Annotated in this window: 19 protein-coding genes; 4 read left to right on the top strand and 15 right to left on the bottom strand. The window is 63.3% G+C overall.

All coding sequences use genetic code 11. From position 1 onward, the window contains the following. Positions 1-249: 249 nt before the first annotated feature. The 3 genes from J5M58_RS28325 to J5M58_RS18610 all read right to left on the bottom strand — a co-directional run bounded on the left by J5M58_RS28325 (position 250) and on the right by J5M58_RS18610 (position 3,315). Positions 250-327 carry a DUF2790 domain-containing protein gene (locus J5M58_RS28325; RefSeq protein WP_252378776.1) on the bottom strand — a complete coding sequence of 26 codons (78 nt, stop codon included), beginning with the start codon at positions 325-327 and terminating at the stop codon, positions 250-252. Positions 328-667: 340 nt separating this feature from the next. Next, on the bottom strand, positions 668-2,041 hold the full coding sequence (ppnN, locus tag J5M58_RS18615; RefSeq protein WP_085623623.1) for a nucleotide 5'-monophosphate nucleosidase PpnN: 1,374 nt from the start codon (positions 2,039-2,041) through the stop codon (positions 668-670). A 212-nt stretch (positions 2,042-2,253) separates the two neighbouring features. Beyond that, positions 2,254-3,315: a YeiH family protein gene (locus J5M58_RS18610; protein ID WP_112252649.1), complete on the bottom strand. Its 1,062-nt coding sequence runs from the start codon at positions 3,313-3,315 to the stop codon at positions 2,254-2,256. 111 nt (positions 3,316-3,426) lie between these two features. On the opposite strand from J5M58_RS18610, the gene J5M58_RS18605 reads away from it, so the two are divergent. Further along, entirely contained in the window at positions 3,427-4,314 is an 888-nt protein-coding gene (locus tag J5M58_RS18605) for a LysR family transcriptional regulator (RefSeq protein ID WP_207879055.1), read from the top strand. Between the two features lie 113 nt (positions 4,315-4,427). Here J5M58_RS18605 and pncB read toward each other — a convergent pair whose 3' ends face one another. Beyond that, positions 4,428-5,627 (bottom strand): nicotinate phosphoribosyltransferase, encoded by a 1,200-nt coding sequence (gene pncB / locus J5M58_RS18600; protein WP_112252647.1) that lies wholly within the window; start codon positions 5,625-5,627, stop codon positions 4,428-4,430. Continuing rightward, positions 5,624-6,274, bottom strand: a complete 651-nt coding sequence (locus J5M58_RS18595; RefSeq protein ID WP_112252646.1) for an isochorismatase family protein — start codon at positions 6,272-6,274, stop codon at positions 5,624-5,626. Before J5M58_RS18595 ends, pncB begins: the two co-directional genes overlap by 4 nt. Before the next feature lie 138 nt (positions 6,275-6,412). Here J5M58_RS18595 and J5M58_RS18590 point away from each other — a divergent pair, with 138 nt between their 5' ends. Further along, on the top strand, positions 6,413-7,117 hold the full coding sequence (locus J5M58_RS18590; RefSeq protein WP_207879054.1) for an NUDIX domain-containing protein: 705 nt from the start codon (positions 6,413-6,415) through the stop codon (positions 7,115-7,117). A gap of 98 nt (positions 7,118-7,215) precedes the next feature. Here J5M58_RS18590 and J5M58_RS18585 read toward each other — a convergent pair whose 3' ends face one another. After that, on the bottom strand, positions 7,216-8,628 hold the full coding sequence (locus tag J5M58_RS18585; protein WP_207879053.1) for a cytosine permease: 1,413 nt from the start codon (positions 8,626-8,628) through the stop codon (positions 7,216-7,218). Between the two features lie 413 nt (positions 8,629-9,041). Beyond that, positions 9,042-9,494 (bottom strand): Lrp/AsnC family transcriptional regulator, encoded by a 453-nt coding sequence (locus J5M58_RS18580; RefSeq protein WP_207879057.1) that lies wholly within the window; start codon positions 9,492-9,494, stop codon positions 9,042-9,044. A 111-nt stretch (positions 9,495-9,605) separates the two neighbouring features. Between J5M58_RS18580 and J5M58_RS18575 the strand changes: the two genes are divergently transcribed. Together J5M58_RS18575 and J5M58_RS18570 are read left to right on the top strand one after the other, a co-directional pair. After that, positions 9,606-10,220, top strand: coding sequence for a LysE family translocator (locus tag J5M58_RS18575; protein ID WP_207879051.1), 615 nt, complete (start codon positions 9,606-9,608; stop codon positions 10,218-10,220). Between the two features lie 71 nt (positions 10,221-10,291). Further along, positions 10,292-10,924 carry a LysE family translocator gene (locus tag J5M58_RS18570; protein ID WP_112252640.1) on the top strand — a complete coding sequence of 211 codons (633 nt, stop codon included), beginning with the start codon at positions 10,292-10,294 and terminating at the stop codon, positions 10,922-10,924. A 3-nt stretch (positions 10,925-10,927) separates the two neighbouring features. Here the strand turns inward: J5M58_RS18570 and J5M58_RS18565 are convergent, their stop codons facing one another. The 8 genes from J5M58_RS18565 to J5M58_RS18530 form a co-directional block, all read right to left on the bottom strand. Then, positions 10,928-12,709: an ATP-binding protein gene (locus J5M58_RS18565; RefSeq protein WP_207879049.1), complete on the bottom strand. Its 1,782-nt coding sequence runs from the start codon at positions 12,707-12,709 to the stop codon at positions 10,928-10,930. Between the two features lie 183 nt (positions 12,710-12,892). After that, positions 12,893-13,456 carry an NUDIX hydrolase gene (locus J5M58_RS18560; protein ID WP_112252638.1) on the bottom strand — a complete coding sequence of 188 codons (564 nt, stop codon included), beginning with the start codon at positions 13,454-13,456 and terminating at the stop codon, positions 12,893-12,895. Positions 13,457-13,458: 2 nt separating this feature from the next. Continuing rightward, positions 13,459-14,211, bottom strand: a complete 753-nt coding sequence (locus J5M58_RS18555; RefSeq protein WP_085623601.1) for a GntR family transcriptional regulator — start codon at positions 14,209-14,211, stop codon at positions 13,459-13,461. Between the two features lie 89 nt (positions 14,212-14,300). Next, complete coding sequence (locus tag J5M58_RS18550; protein WP_207879046.1) at positions 14,301-14,690, bottom strand: carboxymuconolactone decarboxylase family protein; 390 nt, start codon at positions 14,688-14,690, stop codon at positions 14,301-14,303. 151 nt (positions 14,691-14,841) lie between these two features. Next, a complete protein-coding gene (locus tag J5M58_RS18545; RefSeq protein ID WP_207879043.1) occupies positions 14,842-15,327 on the bottom strand; it encodes a flavin reductase family protein in 486 nt (161 codons plus the stop codon). Between the two features lie 13 nt (positions 15,328-15,340). Beyond that, on the bottom strand, positions 15,341-16,822 hold the full coding sequence (locus J5M58_RS18540; protein WP_112252636.1) for an aldehyde dehydrogenase: 1,482 nt from the start codon (positions 16,820-16,822) through the stop codon (positions 15,341-15,343). Next, positions 16,819-17,652 (bottom strand): alpha/beta fold hydrolase, encoded by an 834-nt coding sequence (locus J5M58_RS18535; RefSeq protein ID WP_112252635.1) that lies wholly within the window; start codon positions 17,650-17,652, stop codon positions 16,819-16,821. The genes J5M58_RS18540 and J5M58_RS18535 overlap by 4 nt, the downstream gene beginning before the upstream one ends. Before the next feature lie 68 nt (positions 17,653-17,720). Beyond that, complete coding sequence (locus tag J5M58_RS18530) at positions 17,721-18,317, bottom strand: amino acid synthesis family protein (RefSeq protein ID WP_003258678.1); 597 nt, start codon at positions 18,315-18,317, stop codon at positions 17,721-17,723. Between the last annotated feature and the right edge of the window lie 210 nt (positions 18,318-18,527).

Below are 18,527 nucleotides of genomic sequence, written 5' to 3'. Positions count from 1 at the left end.
CCGGGAGTACGCGCTGCAGGCCCCATCCATGGGGCCTCAGCGCTTGACGGGCATCCATGCCCGTCACCTCCCTCCGCAGTCCCTTCGCTCGGCCTCCTGAAGTCGCAATCTGCGGCGCCTGAACTATCGCGTGCCAGAAGCAAAAGCCGAAGCAACAGCAACAGCAACAGCAACAGCAACAGCAATAGCAATAGCAATAGCAATAGCAATAGCAACAGCAATAGCAATAGCAATAGCAAGATTAAGCGGCTACTTGTTATTGATGCACTGCGATTGCGCACTGTAACGAATGGTCTGCAAGCGTCCCTGGCTGTCTTCGAAGGTCATCAGCTTCGGTACAACGATGCAGGTCTTCGGATCGTCGGACTGTCGCACGAAAACTGGCAATGTCCAGCTTCATGCCATAACGGTAATCCTCGACCGTCGGCATCGGCTTGCCAGCCTTGGCCGCATACGCCGAAATCGCTTGCTGGTGTTCGGTCAGCACCTGCTCGGCACGGTTATCGGAATAGGCCAGCGCCTGGCCAGTCAGCAACAGCAGCAATACGCCGCCAGCAAGAAAGGTTTTCATCGTCGAACCTCTGTAGGTCAGTCATCTCGGCACTCAGGCTATCGATGAGCAACCCACAGGGGCATGACGGCAAACTTACAATTCAGTCAGGGCGAATCAGGTCACCACCTGGTAGCACGGTACATACGCCGCGCCACCAGGCAGCTTCATCCGGTGCTGGTCGACGAACGCCTGCAACAGCCGGCCCAGTGGGTCGAGCACGGCACTGTCGCCACGAATCTGATACGGCCCGTGTTCCTCGATCAGGCGGATGCCCTTGTCCTTCACGTTGCCGGCGACAATGCCGGAAAACGCCCGGCGCAGGTTGGCGGCCAGTTCGTGGGCCGGCAGCTCGCGGCGCAGGTCAAGGTCAGCCATGGCCTGGTGGGTCGGATCGAACGGGCGCTGGAAGCTCTCCTCGATCTTCAGCAGCCAGTTGAAATGGAAGGCATCGTTGCGCTCGCGGCGGAACTGCTTCACCGCCTTGAGCCCTTCGACCATGTGCCGGGCAACTTCCGCCGGGTCATCGATGATGATCTCGTACAAGCGATGCGCCGCCTCGCCCAGGGTGGCGCCGACGAAGGCGTGCAACTGCTGCAGGTACGGCTCGGCACTGCGCGGGCCGGTGAGTACCACCGGGAACGGCAGCTCCTGGTTGTCCGGGTGCATGAGGATGCCCAGCAGGTAGAGGAACTCCTCGGCCGTGCCGGCACCGCCCGGGAAGATGATGATGCCATGGCCGACACGGACGAAGGCTTCCAGGCGCTTCTCGATGTCCGGCAGGATCACCAGTTCGTTGACGATCGGGTTGGGCGCTTCGGCGGCGATGATGCCGGGCTCGGTCAGGCCCAGGTAGCGGCTGCCGTGCATGCGTTGCTTGGCGTGGGCAATGGTGGCACCTTTCATCGGGCCCTTCATCACACCCGGGCCGCAGCCGGTGCACACGTCCAGCTTGCGCAGGCCCAGCTCGTGGCCGACCTTCTTGGTGTACTGGTATTCCTCGCTGCTGATCGAATGGCCACCCCAGCACACCACCATCTTCGGCTCCACGCCCGGGCGCAGGGTGCGGGCGTTGCGCAGCAGATGGAAGACATAGTCGGTGATGCCCTGGGAGCTTTCCAGGTCTATGCGCTGGCTGGCCAGCTCGCTTTCGGTGTAGACGATGTCGCGCAGGGCGCTGAACAGCATTTCACGGGTGCTGGCGATCATTTCGCCATCGACGAAGGCGTCGGCCGGGGCATTCAGCAGCTCCAGGCGCACGCCGCGGTCCTGTTGATGGATACGCACCTCGAAGTCCTGATAGGCCTCGAGGATGGTCTTGGCATTGTCGACATGGGCGCCGGTGTTGAGGATGGCCAGGGCGCACTGGCGGAACAGGGTGTAAAGGCTACCGGTACCGACTTCACTCAGTTGCTGCACTTCACGTTGTGACAGCGTCTCCAGGCTGCCTTTGGGGCTGACGGATGCATTGATGACATTGCGTTGAGGCATCTAAGTCTTTCCTGTGCGGGTAAAACATCCTTCTTTGACAACACCATACCGAGAAATGCGGACGGCAACGAGGGGGGGCAACAAAAACCTCATGAGACCGAGCCGCCTGCTTCGCGGGTAAACCCGCTCCCACAGGTACGGCGCAGGTTCTGAAGGCAGCGCGATACCTGTGGGAGCGGGTTTACCCGCGAAGCAGGCGACTCGGTCTCAAGTCATCCCAACAGCCTCTGCACACCCAAGGTAATCGCTACGCCGCCAAACACCAGCCAGAGGTTGAGAATCGCCCCGGTGGCCAGCGCCCGCGGCCCGGCCTGGCGAATCTGGCTGAAGCGCGTTTCCATGCCCAGCGCGGTCATGGCCATGGTCAGGGCAAAGGTATCCAGGCTGTTGACCGCCTGCGTCACGCTGCCCGGCAGTACCTGCAGCGAATTCACCAGCACCAGCGCAAGGAAGCCGAAGGCGAACCAGGGCATGGCGATGCGCCCGTTGCCCTGTGCCTGGCCCGGCTGGCGCGCGCGGCTGATCCAAAACCCGACCACCAGCAGCACCGGTACCAGCAGGATCACCCGAGTCATCTTGACGATGGTGGCGATATGCGTGGCCTCGGGGCTGACGTTGCTGGCCGCACCGACTACCTGGGCCACTTCGTGAATGGTGCCACCCAGGAACAGCCCGGCGCCCATGGTGTCCAGTTGCAGCCAGCCGGCATTGATCGCCAATGGGAAGAGGAACATCGACAGGGTGCCGAACAGCACCACGCTACCAACCGCCATGGCGCTTTTGTGCGGTGCACTGCGCAGGGCCGACTCGAAGGCCAGAACCGCTGCGGCGCCGCAGATGGCGCTGCCGGCCGCAGTCAGCAAGGCGGTTTCGCGGTCCAGCTTGAACAGCTTCATGCCGCACCACAGGCCGATCAGCAGGGTGCTGGACACCACCAGCAACGACACGATGAGCCCGGACCAGCCGACTTCGGCAATTTCCTGCAGGCTTACCCGCAGGCCGAAGAAGGCCACGGCAATGCGCAGCAGGCCGCGGGCGGAAAAGTTGATACCCGCTGCCCAGCTGGCCGGTAAACCGTCACGCAGTGCGTTGCCGTAAAGCGCACCGGCGACGATACCGACAATCAGCGGGCTGATACCCAGGTTGGCGATGGCGGGCAGGGCGGCCAGCTGGGTGACCGCAAGCGCGAACAGCGCGACGAACAGGATGCCATTGAGCCGCCCTCGGGTAGAGAGGGTAGGCGCCAAGGCGGGTGTGGATGGAACCGTGGCCATGTGAGCCCTCCGGAAAGGTGTTTCGACATGGCTTACGTTAATCTGGTTATAAGCTTATAAAAAATCGTAATTCAGAATGGCAAATATCCGTTGAGCTGATATTTTGCACTCATGACCCCAGAACAACTGATAACATTCGCCACCGTCGCCGAGCACGGCAACATCAGCCATGCGGCCCAGGCTCTGCACCTGTCGCAGCCGGCCGTGTCCGGCCAGCTCAAGCTGCTGCAGGAAGCCTTTGGCGAGCCCCTGTATCAGCGCGCAGGCCGTGGTGTGCGGCTGACAGCAGCCGGTGAGCAATTGTTGGCCCATGCCGAGCGCCTGCGCGAAACCTTCCGTCAAGCCCAGGCGTTGCGCGAGGCCATGCGCGGGCTGGAGCGCGGTACCTTGCGCATCGGCGCCAGTACCACGCCGGCCAGCTACCTGCTGCCCTACCTGATTGCCGATTTCCATGCCCGCTACCCCGAGGTGCTGGTAAGCACCTCCAACGGCAATACGGCGGAAATTGTCGCTGCGCTGGACAGCGTAGATATCGCCCTGATCGAAGGGCCACCTGGGCAGGAGCTGCCATTGGGCACGGCGGTGACAGCGTGGCGGGAAGACGAGATCGTGGCCATCGTGCCGCGTGGTCATCCGCTGGCTGGCAGTGATCGGCAGACGCTGGCGTCGCTGGGGGCTTACCCCTTGGTACTGCGTGAGAGTGGTTCGGGTGTGCGGCAGATCGTCGAGCGGGCGTTTGCCCGCAGCGGCGTGGCAATGCGCGTGGCGCTGGAGATTGCCGGGGTGGAAGGGGTGAAGGAAGCGGTGCGGGCCGGGATGGGGATCGGTTTTGTGTCGGCGATGTCGATCCGGCATGAGGACGGGGCGTTGCAGCGGTTGCAGGTTGGGCCAGAGCCCTTGGTCAGGCGGTTTTCCATACTGATGCCACATGCAGCGACGCCCTCGCGGGCGGCGGCGCGGTTCCTTGAGTTGTGTATTGGCCTGCAAGAGGTGGGGTGACTGTACCGGCCTTTCGCGGGTGAACCCGCTCCCACAGGTACTGCACCGCGTGCAAGAGCCGTGAGACATCTGTGGGAGCGGGCGAGCCCGCGAAGAGGCCAGCACAGGCACCCTCAATCCACCTTGAACACATGCTTCAGATAGGCCACGAAGTTCTCATCCCGGCACTGTGTCTTGCCCGGGCTGTCGGAAATCTTGGCCACCGGTGCCCCATTGCACGCCGTCATCTTGATCACGATGTTCATCGGCTCCACCCCCGGGATATCGCAGGTCAGCCGGGTACCAATGCCAAAGCTCACATTGATCCGCCCATGCAGCGCCCGGTACAGCCGCAGCGCCTTGGCAAGGTCCAGCCCGTCGGAAAAGATCAGGGTCTTGCTCTTCGGGTCGATCCCCAGCCGCTCATAGTGGGCAATGGCCTTTTCCGCCCAGGCCAGCGGGTCGCCCGAATCGTGCCGCAGGCCATCGAACAGCTTGGCGAAGTACAGGTCGAAATCGCCCAGGAATGCGTCCATGGTGATGCAGTCGGTCAGGGCGATGCCCAGCAGCCCCCGGTATTCCCGCACCCAGCATTCCAGCGCAGCGGCTTGGCTGTCGACCAGTCGTGGGCCGAGCTGCTGGTGGGCCATGAACCATTCGTGGGCCATGGTGCCGATCGGCTTGAGCTGGTATTCACGGGCCAGGTGCACGTTGCTGGTACCGACAAAGCGGCCCGGGAAGTCACGTTTGAGAATGTGTACCACCTCTTCCTGCACCCGGTAGGAGAAGCGCCGCCGGGTGCCGAAGTCGGCCAGTTGGAAACCGGCCAGTTCTTCGGCGCTGGCCTCCGTCGTTAGCCAGTCGAGGTTCTGATACAGGCGCTCGCGGACTTGCTCTATCACTACCTCGCGGTACCGGTAGCGGTTGCGCACCTCGCTGATGATCGCCAGCAGCGGGATCTCGTACAGAATCACATGCAGCCACGGCCCGCGCACGCGAATCGCCAGTTGCCCGGCAGCATCCAGGCCCACCTGCACATAGCGCAGGTTGAAGCGGAACAGGCTGAGAAAACGGATGAAGTCCGGTTTGATGAACGGGATCTTTTCCAGGTAGGCGAGCTGGTCATGAGTGACGCTGACATCGGCCAGTTGCTCGACCTGGTAACGGATTTCCGCCAGGTAAGGTGCGAGGTTCTCGCCGTTACGGCAGCGGAATTCCCATTCCACTTCGGCGTTGGGGTAGTTGTGCAGCACCGCCTGCATCATGGTGATCTTGTAGAAGTCGGTGTCCAGCAGGTTCTGGATGATGCGCGGGCCGAAAACGCTGTCGCTCATGGGCGGTCTTCCTTGATCAGAGAGAGCTGGTAGTCCAGCGCCGCTTCGTCGCCGCAGAGGATCACGCCCTCGGCGGCCAGGGCGCCACACGCCTCGATGGCGCCTGCCTGGGTGAGTGCACGGCAGGCCGGCAGGTACAAAAGCACCTGGAAACCGGCCTGGCGCAATTGGCGGGCGGTGGTCCTGACGCAATAGTCCAGGGCCAGGCCACCGACAATCACTGCACCTACCTGCTGTACCTTGAGGTACTCGATTACCCCGGTGGAGCGACGCTCGGCCAGGTCGTGGTAGCAGGCGCCGTAGGGGTGCAGGTCGGGCTCGACGCCTTTCCACACGAAATAGTCGTAGTCGATGGGAGCAGGCAAGCCGGGCAGCAGCTCGAAACCGGGAGTGCCGGGGACGCAGTGACTGACCCAAGTCAGGTCGGCGTTGGCCAGGGACAGGGGTTGCAACATGTGTGCGGGGTCGGCGACCACCCAGGCGGCGTTGGCCGGGTGGGCGTCCTTGCTGCCCAGGCGCAGGTCGGCACGCAAGGCCATGGTATTGAGATCTGCCGCGATTTCATCGCCTTCAGGAACCGGCAGTTCTTGCGGCACGTTGCTGGTGAAGCCGTTCTGGGCGTCGACATCGAAACTGGCGATCTTCATGGCGGTTCTCCTTGCTGGAATGGCTATATAATTCACCTGGTGTATTAAGTGTGTCAAGCGCCATTTTATATCGGGTTTCTGCTTGCCTTACTTAGATGCCCTGGTGGATTATAATGAGCTTGAACAAGGAGTCGCCCGGTGAGTACAGTCGAAGTCCTGGCCAGCGTCGATATCGTCGCCCTGCGCATGGCCCCCGAAGCTCAGCATCTGCAAGTGCTGTTGCACCGTCGTGAGCGTGAACCGCATGCCGGCCAATGGGCCTTGCCCGGGGTCATCGTCAATGGCCGCATCCCCGACACCAGCCTGGAAGCGGCCGCCGAACGTGCGCTGCGCGAGAAAGCCCAAGTCGTACCGTGCTACATGGAACAGGTGGGGACCGAGGGCAATGCTTTCCGCGACCCGCGTGGCTGGTCGCTCAGTACCTATTACCTGGCATTGCTCGAACCGGGGCAGGTCGTCGAGGGCGAGCAACTGGCGTTTTTCGACTTGGACAGCGTATTGGCGCGCAAGGTGCTGCTGCCATTTGATCACAACCTGTTGGTGGAGCTTGCCCGTGAGCGGCTGGCGGCGAAGACGGTGTACAGCAGCCTGCCGCTGTACTTGCTGGCCGAGAAGTTCACTGTGCTGGATGCGCTAGGTGCGGTGCAGGCTTGCCTGGGGCAGGCGGTGAACAACACCTCGCTGCGCAAACGCCTGGAGCGCTTGCGCGAACGCGGGTGGGTGAGGGACACCGGGGAGAAAAACCAGCCCAGGCTGGGTCGGCCGCAGCAGTTGTATCAGCACACACCGCAGGGGGGGCGGGCGTTCACGTTCGAGCGCAGCCTGCTGCCTGAGGGAGTCTAGTCGCCTGTGCCGGCCTCATCGCCGGCAAGCCACTCCCACAGGGATATCGCAAGTCTCAGGATCTGTGCTTTCCCTGTGGGTTTACCCGCGAGGTTGAATCAGTGCCCCATGGCCACCTTGGCACTCATCTGCCGGCGACGGTAGGCGCTGTCACGGCTGGCCAGCCACCAGTACAGCGGCGAGGTAACCGCCAGCCCCACCAGCCACGACAGGTCCGCACCGTTGATATGCTCGGAAATCGGCCCGACATACAGGGGCGTGTTCATGAACGGGATCTGCACCACGATGCCCACGGCATAAGCGATCAGCGCCTGCGGGTTGTAGCGCCCGTAGATGCCGCCATCGACCTGGAAGATCGACTGGATGTCGTAGTCACCCTTGTGAATGGCATAGAAGTCGATCAGGTTGATCGCTGTCCATGGCACCAGCACCACCAGCAGCACCAGCACCATGTCGACGAAGTGGCCGATGAAGTCCGCCGAGGCGAACACCGCCACCACGCAACAGGCCGTCAGTACGACCAGCGACAGCACGGCGCGGCTCCTGGCGGTGGGGATCCAGCGGTGGGCGAAGGTTTGCACCAGGGTGATGATCGACAGCACTGCGCCATACAGGTTGAGGGCGTTGTGGCTGATCACGCTGAGCAGGAACAGCACCAGCATGATCGGGCCGAGGGTGCCGGTGGCCAGCTTGACCGCGTCCATGGTGTCCATGCCGGCCGGGATCGCCAGCACCGCCACGGCGCCGAAGATGAACGACAGGCTCGAACCCAGGGCCGAGCCCAGGTAGGTAGTCCAGAACGTCGAGCTGACCTTCACGTCTGCTGGCAGGTAGCGCGAGTAGTCTGACACGTAGGGCGCAAAGGCAATCTGCCACAGCGCTGCCAGCGACACGGTGGCCAGCCAGCCCGCCGGGTTGAAGCCGCCGCGCGTGAGGAAGTCGTCACTCTGTACGTGGCTGAAGATGTAGCCGAAGCCGACCACGATGCCGATACCCAGCACCCAGGTACCAATGCGGTTGAGCACGTGGATGAAGCGGTAGCCGATGATGCCGATGATGCCCGAGCCCAGCGCACCGATGACAATGCCCACCGACACCGGCACGGCATCGACCACGCCGTGCAGCGACTTGCCCGCGAGGACGATGTTGGAGGCGAAGAAGCCGATGTACATGACCCCGGCGATCACCACCACCAGCAGCGCACCGAGCGAGCCGAACTGGGCGCGGCTCTGGATCATCTGCGGGATGCCCATTTGCGGGCCTTGTGCCGAGTGCAGCGCCATCAGTACGCCACCGACCAGGTGGCCGACCAGGATAGCGACGATGCCCCATACCAGGTTCAGGTGGAACAGTTGCACGCCCAGTGCACCGGTGACGATGGGTAGCGGCGCGATATTGCCGCCGAACCACAGTGTGAACAGATCCCTTACCTTTCCATGGCGGTCTTGCGGGGGCACGTAGCCGATCGTGTGTTTTTCTATGAGGGGTGCCGAATTGGCTGCACTGGTCATGACTGACTCCAAGGCAAGGTAGGGCATCGGGAGCTGCCCGGGGGCGTGCCGGCGAAGGGCGACGCGTTCTTGTTGGAGCGATGATGCGGGGCGCGGGGGCAACGAGAAATTAGTAAATATGTGCCCATAAACGTTAAAAAAACTAAGGCTGACAAAAGGTTAAGCGGGGGACGGTAGCAAGGAGGGTGCCAGGGGGCGGGAGCGCTTGGGCTAGAGGGATTTGGGCCTGATGGAGGCGAGAAGCGGTGTGCTTTGGTGGTGCGCCGTGCGCGTTTGCAGGGCGGATAGAAATGCTGCCTGTGCTGGCCCTTTCGCGGGTGAACCCGCTCCCACAGGTACTGCGCATGGCTTGAAATCAATGCGGTCGAGGTGGGAGCGGGTTCACCCGCGAAAGGGCCGACACAGGCAAAACGCTACATCGGCAACAACCGATCCTGAATCACCTCTTTCATCACCAGCGTCGAACTCAACCGCTTCACATTGGGAATGCTGGTCAGCTGCTCGTCATACAGCTTCTGGAACGCGGGCAGATCCTTGGCCACCACATGCAGCAGGTAATCCGGGTCGCCAAACAGCCGCTGCGCTTCGACGATCTGCGGGATTTCAGCCAGCGCCGCTTCAAAGTCCGCAACCGGCTGGCGGGTGACTTCGCGCAGGGTCACGAATACCAGCGCGGCAAAGTTCAGCCCCAGCGCGCTCGGCGCCAGGCGGGCGTGATAGCCAAGAATCGCCCCTGATTCCTCCAGTGCCTTCAAGCGCCGATGGCAGGGCGACAGGCTGAGCCCCACACGGTCGGCCAGTTCGGTCACCGATAACCGACCGTCTTTTTGCAGTTCGGCAAGCATTTTTCGATCGGTCCTGTCCATCGAGAAGAATCTTCCAGTAATTGAAGGTTGTCGGGGAATATACGAAAGAAAATCCCTTGGCGGAATCCGTAATCTTTGGTCATCCCAAAGCAGTGGAAAAGGAAGATTCAAGTGGCTCTCAGTGTTCTGACGGCGTTCTGGGCCGTGTCGATGCTGTTCGTTATTACCCCGGGCGCGGACTGGGCCTATGCCATTTCGGCCGGCATGCGCGGGCGCTGGGTTATGCCTGCGGTGGCGGGGATGCTGTCGGGGCATTTCCTCGCGACCCTGGTGGTGGCGGCCGGGGTCGGCAGCCTGCTGGCCGGCCACCCGCTGGCGCTGACCTTGCTGACCCTGGCGGGGTGCAGCTACCTGCTGTGGCTGGGTGGCAACCTGCTGCTGAGCCCGGCATTGCCGGCGGCTGGGCGGGACGTGGCGGGGGAGTCGGGTTCACGCTGGGCATTGAAGGGGTTTTGCGTCAGTGGCTTGAACCCGAAGGTGTTCCTGCTGTTCCTGGCCCTGTTGCCGCAGTTCACCGACCCGCAGTCGAGCTGGCCGGTGCCGCTGCAGATCTTGCTGCTGGGCCTGGTGCACCTGTGCAGCTCGCTGGTGATCTACTCGCTGGTCGGCTATGGCGCCAAAGCCGTGTTGAGCACTCGGCCGGGGGCTGCGAGGCTGGTTGGCCGGGTGTCGGGAGTGGCGATGATAACGGTGGCCCTGGGTTTGATAGCCGGCCAGATTCGTTGAGGCCGGTACAGACGACAAGCAAAGCCTCGGATAAACTCGCAGCACTTCAACGCACATCCAGGACGTGCCCCATGCCAGAAACCACGCAGCTGCTCACCTTCGCCCTGATCTGTCTCGGCATGGTCCTGACCCCAGGGCCGAACATGATCTACCTTATCTCCCGATCGATTTGCCAGGGCCGCAAGGCCGGGCTGATTTCGTTGGGTGGTGTGGCCCTGGGCTTCGTCATCTACATGTTCTGCGCCGCGCTGGGCATCACTGCCCTGGTGATGGCTGTGCCCTTTGCCTACGACGCGCTGCGCATCTGTGGCGCGTTGTACCTGTTGTACCTGGCCTGGCAGGCACTGCGCCCTGGTGGCCGTTCGCCGTTCCAGGTTCGTGATCTGCCTGCCGACAGCCCGCGGCGGCTGTTCACCATGGGCTTTGCCACCAGCCTGCTCAACCCCAAGATCGCCGTCATGTACCTGTCGTTGATGCCACAGTTCATCGAGCCGGGGCATGGCAGCGTGCTGCTGCAGTCGCTTGTGCTGGGGTCGACGCAGATCGCCATCAGTGTTTCGGTCAATGCACTGATCGCTATCATGGCCGGGTCCATCGCCCTGTTCCTCGCCGGTCGCCCGCTGTGGCAGCAGGTTCAGCGCTGGCTGATGGGCACAGTACTGGCGGGCCTGGCCGTGCGCATGCTGGCGGAAGGACGGCGTTGAGCGCTAGGCTTCGGGCGGTGGTTCCTGGGGCAGGTACAAGGTAAAGGTGGTGCCTTGGCCCGGGACACTGTTCACCTGCACATCGCCCCCGGACTGCCTGGCAAAACCGAACACCTGCGACAGCCCGAGCCCGGTGCCTTCACCCGGTGCCTTGGTGGTGAAGAACGGGTCGAAGATGCGCTCCAGCAGTTCGGCGGCAATGCCGACACCGCTGTCGCTCACCGAAATCGCCGCGAACGGGCCCGGTTGTGGCGCCTGGCCGCGCAGGGCGGGCAGATGCTGGTCGGCCTGCAGGCGCAGTTGCAAGGTGCCTTCGCCGGCCATGGCATCGCGGCCGTTTAGCATCAGGTTGATTACCGCGGTTTCCAGCTGATTGAGGTCGGCGCGGATATGGCAAGGCGCCTGCGGCAATTGCAGCTCGACCTGGATCCGTGTACCGGTGGCAGTGTCGAGCATGTCGGCCATGGCCTCCAGTCGTGGCCCGGCCTCGAACACTTGCGGGCTCAGGGCCTGGCGGCGGGCGAAGGCCAGCAATTGGCCGGTCAGCCTGGTACCGCGGTCGACGGTGTCGGATATGGTCTTGAGGTAGCGTTCTCGGCGCTGTGCATCGAGGTCAGGGCGTTGCAGAAAGTGCAGCGACGAGCGAATGATGGTCAGCAGGTTGTTGAAGTCATGGGCCACGCCACCGGTAAGTTGGCCGATGGCTTCGAGCTTCTGGGTCTGGCGCAGCACGGCTTCTGTGTGCAACAACTGGCTGGTGCGATCGTCGACGCGCTGTTCGAGGGTGGCATTCAGTGCCTCCAGTGCCGCCATGGCGTCGCGTACCTTGGCGTGGGCCTGTCCCCGCTGTATATGCGCCCAGGAGCGCTCGGTGACTTCGCTGATCAGCGTCTGCTCATGGTAGGTCCACTTGCGTGGCGCCTTGTCGTGGATGGCCATCAGCGCGGTCAGCCGGCCGCCTTTGATCAGAGGCATGCAAATGGTCGCGGTAATGCCGATGGACTGGAAGGTGGCAGCTTCCTCCGGGGATAGCTCGCTCAGGTTGTCCTGAATGACCAGCGGCAGGCCACTGCGCAGGCGGCCGAGCGCCAGCTTGCCGAAGTCCTGCAGCCGGTAGCGGCCCAGCAGGTGCGGCGAGCCGGGCGCCACGGCGTCACCGCAGATGGTGAAACCGTCTTCGTCTGGTTCCATCACCGCGTAGGCGCAACTCGACAGTTGCAGGTGCTCGACCAGCATGCGCGTGGTAGTTGCAAGGATCTGCTCCGGGTCGGTGGCATCTGCCACAGCGCGGCCCAGGTCGTCGAGGAACTTCAGGCGCTGGTTGGCGAGCACGCTGGCGGTGGTTTCGGTGACCGTATCCAGCATGCCCAGCACCTTGCCATCGTGATCGCGGATGGGGCTGTAGCAGAAGGTGAACCAGGCCCGTTCGGGGCCGCCGTTGCGGTCGATGACGAGCGGGAAGTCTTCGATGTACACCGCCTCGCCAGCCATGGCGCGGTTGGCCAGGTCGCCGATATCAGCCCAGGCTTCCTGCCAGACAGTGCTGAAGGGGATGCCAAGTGCCGAGGGCTTTTGCCCGAGAATCTGCGAGAAAGCGTCGTTGTGCAGGGTTAGCAGGTCGGGGCCCCACAGTACGGCTTGCGGGAAGCGCGAGGCCAGGCACAGGGCCAGGCAAGTTTTCAGCGAGTCAGGCCAGTGCTGCAGAGGGCCCAGCGGGGTGGCGGCCCAATCGTGGTTGCGGATGCGCTCGGCCATCAGCCCGCCGCCGTCTAGCCATTTTGCCATGTGTTCTGCTGGTCCTTTTTCGCAAGGCCCTAAGGGTGCATCCAGAATAGACGTTTGGCGAGAATTTTTGGTGGCTGTATCGGCCTCTTCGCGGGTAAACCCGCTCCCACAGGGATAGCACATTGCTCAAGGTGTGCACCGTACCTGTGGGAGCGGTTTTACCCGCGAAGAGGCCGGCCCAGGCTAGCGAATGAAGTGCACTTTGCCAGTATCGTCATTGCCCATGTAGATGCCATAAACCCCGGCCTGTCGCTCGAGGATATAGCGCTCCAGGATCTGCCGGATCGCCGGGTAGTAGATTTCATCCCAAGGGACTTCATCCGGCTCGAAAAACTTGTACGCCAGCGTTTCCGGCCCGTACTGCCCGGTTTCTTCGGTGGCGATGGCGCGGAAGATGATGTAGACCTCGCTGATCTTCGGGACGCTGAAGATCGAGTACGGCGAGACGATTTCGGCGCGTACACCGCTTTCTTCCCAGACCTCGCGCAGTGCGGCCTGCTCGGTGGTCTCGCCAGCTTCCATGAACCCGGCCGGCAAAGTCCAGGTGCCAGGGCGCGGCGGGATGGCGCGCTGGCACAGCAGGTACTTGCCATCACGCTCGATGATGCAGCCGGCGATGATCTTCGGGTTGATGTAGTGGATATAGCCGCAGCCGGTGCAGTGCAGGCGTTCGTGGGTGTCGCCTGTGGGAACGCCCCGGGCCAGTTCCGTGGTGCAGTGCGGGCAGTAGCGCGGGGCGTTGGGCATCGTCAGCGACCTATACGTGGTTCCTTCAGGGCCAGGGGCTCGACGATGTCGCGCACCTTGGTGTTGTCATCCTGCTTCTGGCGCAGGTAGTCCAGGGCCACCTTGGCGGCGGCGCGGACGTGGTCGACCGAGGCCTGGTGGGCAACCAGCGGGTCACCGCTCTTGATCGCCTCGACGATCTTTTCCATTTCGCGGTTGCTGGCGCCGCGTCGGTTCTCCTGCGACACCGAGGTGGCGCGCAGGTAGCTGATGCGCGCCTGCAACTGGCGCAGCTGCTGTGCCGCCACCTGGTTGCCGGAGCCTTCCAGCAGCACATCGTAGAAACCTTGTACCGAATCCAGCACCTGTTGCAGCTCGCCTTCTTCGAGGGCTTCGCGGTTGACCTCCAGCGCGCGTTCCAGGGCACGAATGTCCTTGGCCTTGGCGTTGAGGGTGAACAGCTGCACGATCAGGCCTTCGAGCACGCAGCGCAGCTCGTAGATGTCGCGGGCGTCTTCCAGGGTGATGATGGCCACGCGCGGGCCCTTGGCGTCGGCGAATTCCACCAGGCCTTCGGACTCCAGGTGGCGCAGGGCTTCACGCACCGAGGTGCGGCTGACGCCGAGGCGGTCGCAGAGGTCGCGCTCGACCAGGCGGTCGCCTGGCAGCAGGTGGAAGTTCATGATCGCGGCGCGCAGCTTGTCGAGCACGATTTCGCGCAGGGTAACGGGGTTGCGGTTGACCTTGAAGCTGTCGTCGAGTGGCTGGCGTTTCATCAAGTGCGCTCTTAAAGAGGCTGCCCGGCCGCAACCGCAACAGCACCACGAACCTGGGTGCTCCTTGCGTGGGTTCGAACAGCCCGGTGTTAACGGGTTGACTCCGCATCGGCTTCAGCGAACGCTTCGCGGGCCAGGCGGAAACTGTCCACCGCCGCGGGCACGCCGCAATAAATGCCGACCTGGAGCAGGATCTCGCGAATCTGTTCACGGCTCAGGCCATTACGCAAGGCGCCGCGAATGTGCAGCTTGAGCTCGTGGGGCCGGTTGAGCGCGGAAATCATGGCCAAGTTTATCATGCTGCGCTCTTTGAGCGACAAGCCTTCGCGGCCCCAGACGTGGCCCCAGCAGTATTCGGTGACCAGCTCCTGCAACGGCCTGGTGAAGTCGTCGGCGTTCTGGATCGAGCGGTTGACGTAGTCCTCGCCCAGCACCTGGGTGCGGATCTGCAGGCCTTGTTCGTACTTTTCATTGCTCATGGGCAGTACTCCGGATTTAAACAGGGTCTTTTGCGTTGGCTTCTTCGCGGGTGAACCCGCTCCCACAAGTACTGCACAGGTTTCAGCATCTGTGCGATCCCTGTGGGAGCGGGTTTACCCGCGAAGAAGCCAACGCCGAGCTCAAGGTCTATCAGCCCAAGGGCGGCAGGGCGCCCAGCTTGCCTTTGTGGTAGACCATCGGCGTTACCGGCTCGGCCGGCAGCACCAGGTTCTTCACCGCACCGACAATGATCGCGTGGTCACCGCCGTCGTACTCGCGCCACAGTTCGCACTCGATGATCGCCGTGGCCTTGGCCAGCAGCGGGTTGCCCAGTTCGCTCAGGTGCCAGTCGATGCCTTTGGCCTTGTCCTTGCCCTTGCCAGCGAAGGCATAGGCCTCGGCGGTCTGGTCGGCGGACAGCAGGTGAATCGCGAACTGCTTGCTGTCACGCAGGATGGGGTAGGTGTCGGAGGCGTAGTTGGGGCAGAACAACACCAGCGCCGGGTCGATCGACAGCGCGCTGAACGCGCTGGCAGTGATGCCGACGATGGCACCGTCGGCGTCGAGGGTGGTGACCACCGTGACGCCGGACGGGAAGGAGCCCATCACGTCTTTGTAGATGCCTGGTTCGATCATCTTGTGCTACCTCTTAGCGCATCACAAACGGGTCGGGCATCGGCGCGGTGGACAGGTTGATCCACACCGTCTTCAGCTCGGTATAGGCCAGCACCGAATCGATGCCGCTCTCACGGCCGTAGCCGCTGTTCTTGAACCCGCCGATCGGCGCCATGGCCGACACGGCACGGTAGGTGTTGACCCAGATGATCCCCGAACGCACGTCGCGGGCCAGGCGGTGGGCACGGCCCAGGTCGCGGGTCCAGATGCCGGCGGCCAGGCCGAACTGCGAGTCGTTGGCGATGGCCAGGGCTTCTTCCTCGGTCTTGAAGCGGATTACCGCGGCAACCGGGCCGAACACCTCTTCCTGCATGATGGTCATCGAATTGCTGTCGCACTCGAACAGGGTCGGCTCGTAGAACCAGCCGTCACCCTCGACCTCGGCACGCTTGCCGCCCATGTGCAGCTTGGCGCCTTCGGCCTTGGCCGCGGCCACCAGGCCTTCGACCACTGCCAGCTGTTGCGCGGTAGCCATGGGGCCCATTTCGCTGGCGTCGTCCTGCGGGTTGCCGATGCGGATACGCTTGGCACGGGCGATCAGGCGTTCGACGAACTCGTCGAAGATTTCGTCCTGCACCAGCAGGCGCGAGCCGGCCACGCAGCTTTGCCCGGAGGCGGCATAGATGCCGGCCACGGCGCCGTTGATGGCGCTGTCCAGGTCGGCGTCGGCGAAGATGATGTTCGGCGACTTGCCGCCCAGCTCCAGCGACAGCTTGGCGAAGTTCTCGGCGCTGCTGCGCACCACGTGGCGGGCGGTGGCGGCACCGCCAGTGAAGGCGATCTTGCGCACCAGCGGGTGACGGGTCAGCGCCGCGCCGGTGCTGGGGCCGTAGCCGGTGACCACGTTGACCACACCGGCCGGGAAGCCGGCCTCGAGGGCCAGGCGGGCCAGTTCGAGGATGGTCGCCGAGGCGTGCTCGGACGGTTTGAGCACGATGGTGTTGCCGGCGGCCAGGGCCGGGGCGAGCTTGATTGCGGTGAGGTACAGCGGGCTGTTCCACGGGATGATCCCGGCCACCACGCCGATCGGCTCGTGCACGGTGTAGGCGAACAGGTCGGGCTTGTCCAGCGGCAGGGTGCCGCCTTCAAGCTTGTCGGCAAGGCCTGCGGTGTAGTGGAAGAACTCTGGCAGGTAGCCGACCTGGCCGCGGGTTTCGCGGATCAGCTTGCCATTGTCACGGCTTTCCAGCTGGGCCAGGTGTTCCTTGTTTTCGGCAATCAGGTCACCCAGGCGACGCAGCAGCTTGCCGCGCGCGGTGGCGGTGATGCTGCGCCATTGCTTGCTGTCGAAGGCGCGCTGGGCGGCTTGCACGGCCAGCTCCACATCGGCCTCGTCGGCGTCGGGCAGTTGCGCCCAGGCCTGGGCGGTGGCCGGGTTGAGGCTGTCGAAGGTCTTGCCGCTCTGGGCATCGCGCCATTGGCCGTCGATGCACATCTGGAAACGAACGAGGGTCATGCAACAATCCCCTTGGCGGATTCGGTGAGGGTGCGGGCTTGCGCGAGGAAGTCCAGCAGCATCTTGTTGACTTCACGCGGTGCTTCCACTGGCATCATATGCCGTTGCTCGGCGAGGACCACGCTGCGTGCACCAGGAATGCTGGCGGCGAGCTGGCGGGTCATGGCCGGGGTGGAGCCCGAGTCGAGTTCGCCAGTGGCGATCAGCGTCGGTACCTGGATACTGGCCAGGTCGGCGGCGCGGTACATGTCCTGGGTGGCGAACAGCGAATAAGTGGTGTGGTAGCCCTGCGGGTCGTTGCTCGCCAGCACCTGGCGAATGGCGGCGACCTGCGCCGGGTTGGCAGCCTTGTATTCGCGGCTGAACCAGCGGTCGAGCGCGGCGTCGACGTTGGCGTCGGGGCCCATCTGCGCAGCCTGGGCGGCGCGGGCGATAACCCCGGCACTCTGCTCGGGGGTGCGGTTGAACACGCTGTTGAGCACTACCAGTGCCGCCAGGCGTTGTGGGTAGCCGAGGGCGAACGCCCGGGCGACCAGGCCGCCCATGGAGAAGCCGATCACGGTGGCTTGCGCGATCTGCAGGTGGTCGAGCAGTTCGGCGAGCTGGGCGGCATAGCCTTCCAGGCCGATGTCGGCGGCTGGCAGCGCGCTCTGGCCGTGGCCGAGCATGTCGTAGGCGATGACGCGGTAGTCATTGGCCAGGCCAACGAACTGACCGCCCCACATTTCCTTGTTCAGGCCCACGCCGTGGATCAGTACCACGGGTTGGCCCTGGCCGACGGACAGGTAGCTGGTGCCGGCGGGTGTGCGTTCAGCGACAGGCTGAATCATGGAGGGCGCTCCTTGAAGGTCGGGCGCGGCGGGTAAGCACGCCACGCCCCGGCCCGTCTTGGTTGTTGTTATTGAGCGTTGGCTTTTTCGGCAGCCAGTTCTTCCAGGTCGATGTAGCGGTTGCCGATGCGCGGGTGCAGGCGGCCACCGTCGGAGGCGCCCAGGACCACGACGATTTCATCGGCGCGCGGGGCGTCTTCGATCTGCATTTCCAGGGTGATGTAGTGCGAACGCAGGCCTTCGTCGTCCTTCTGCATCATCGGGATCTGGATCGAAGTGCCCGGGCCACCGCGCTTGTTGGTGAAGCTCAGGTAGCTCTTGGCCTGTACCGCTTCGCGGTAGTGGTTGCCGAAGCGCAGGGTGTGGATTACTGCCGAGGCGTGTTCGATTTCGCCGTCGGCACCAACGACTGCGGCCTTGCCGTAGGCTTCGATCTTGTCGGCGCCGCCGATGGCTGCGGTCAGGCGCTCGACCATCAGGGCACCCAGGTCCGAGCAGTTGGCACGGATTTCCGGCTTCAGATCTTCAACAAAACCGCGCCCGGCCCATGGGTTCTTGATCACGACGGCCAGGCCGACCATGGTCACCGGCTTGTCGGTGGCCTTGCCGCCTTCGATGCGGGTCTCTTCGGAGTAGGTGACGATCTTGCGGATTTCGAAACTCATGGGTGGCTCCTGGTGAGGGTTATCAGCTCTTGTTGTCTGATGGTATACCATAATATTTGTTGTGCAAGAGGCGGCTGGAAATTTCTCTTGCGGGGGGACGAAAGGTGGGCTGATGCCTTGATTTTTGTGCTGTCTGTACCGGCCTCTTCGCGGGTGAACCCGCTCCCACAGGTACCCCACAGGTTTCATGGTCTGCGCCATACCTGTGGG

Source organism: Pseudomonas sp. 32_A, assembly GCF_017490905.1.
Classification (GTDB): Bacteria; Pseudomonadota; Gammaproteobacteria; order Pseudomonadales; family Pseudomonadaceae; genus Aquipseudomonas; species Aquipseudomonas inefficax.
Note: the sequence above shows the minus strand (reverse complement) of the source record. Positions and strands in the feature narration are given on the sequence as shown.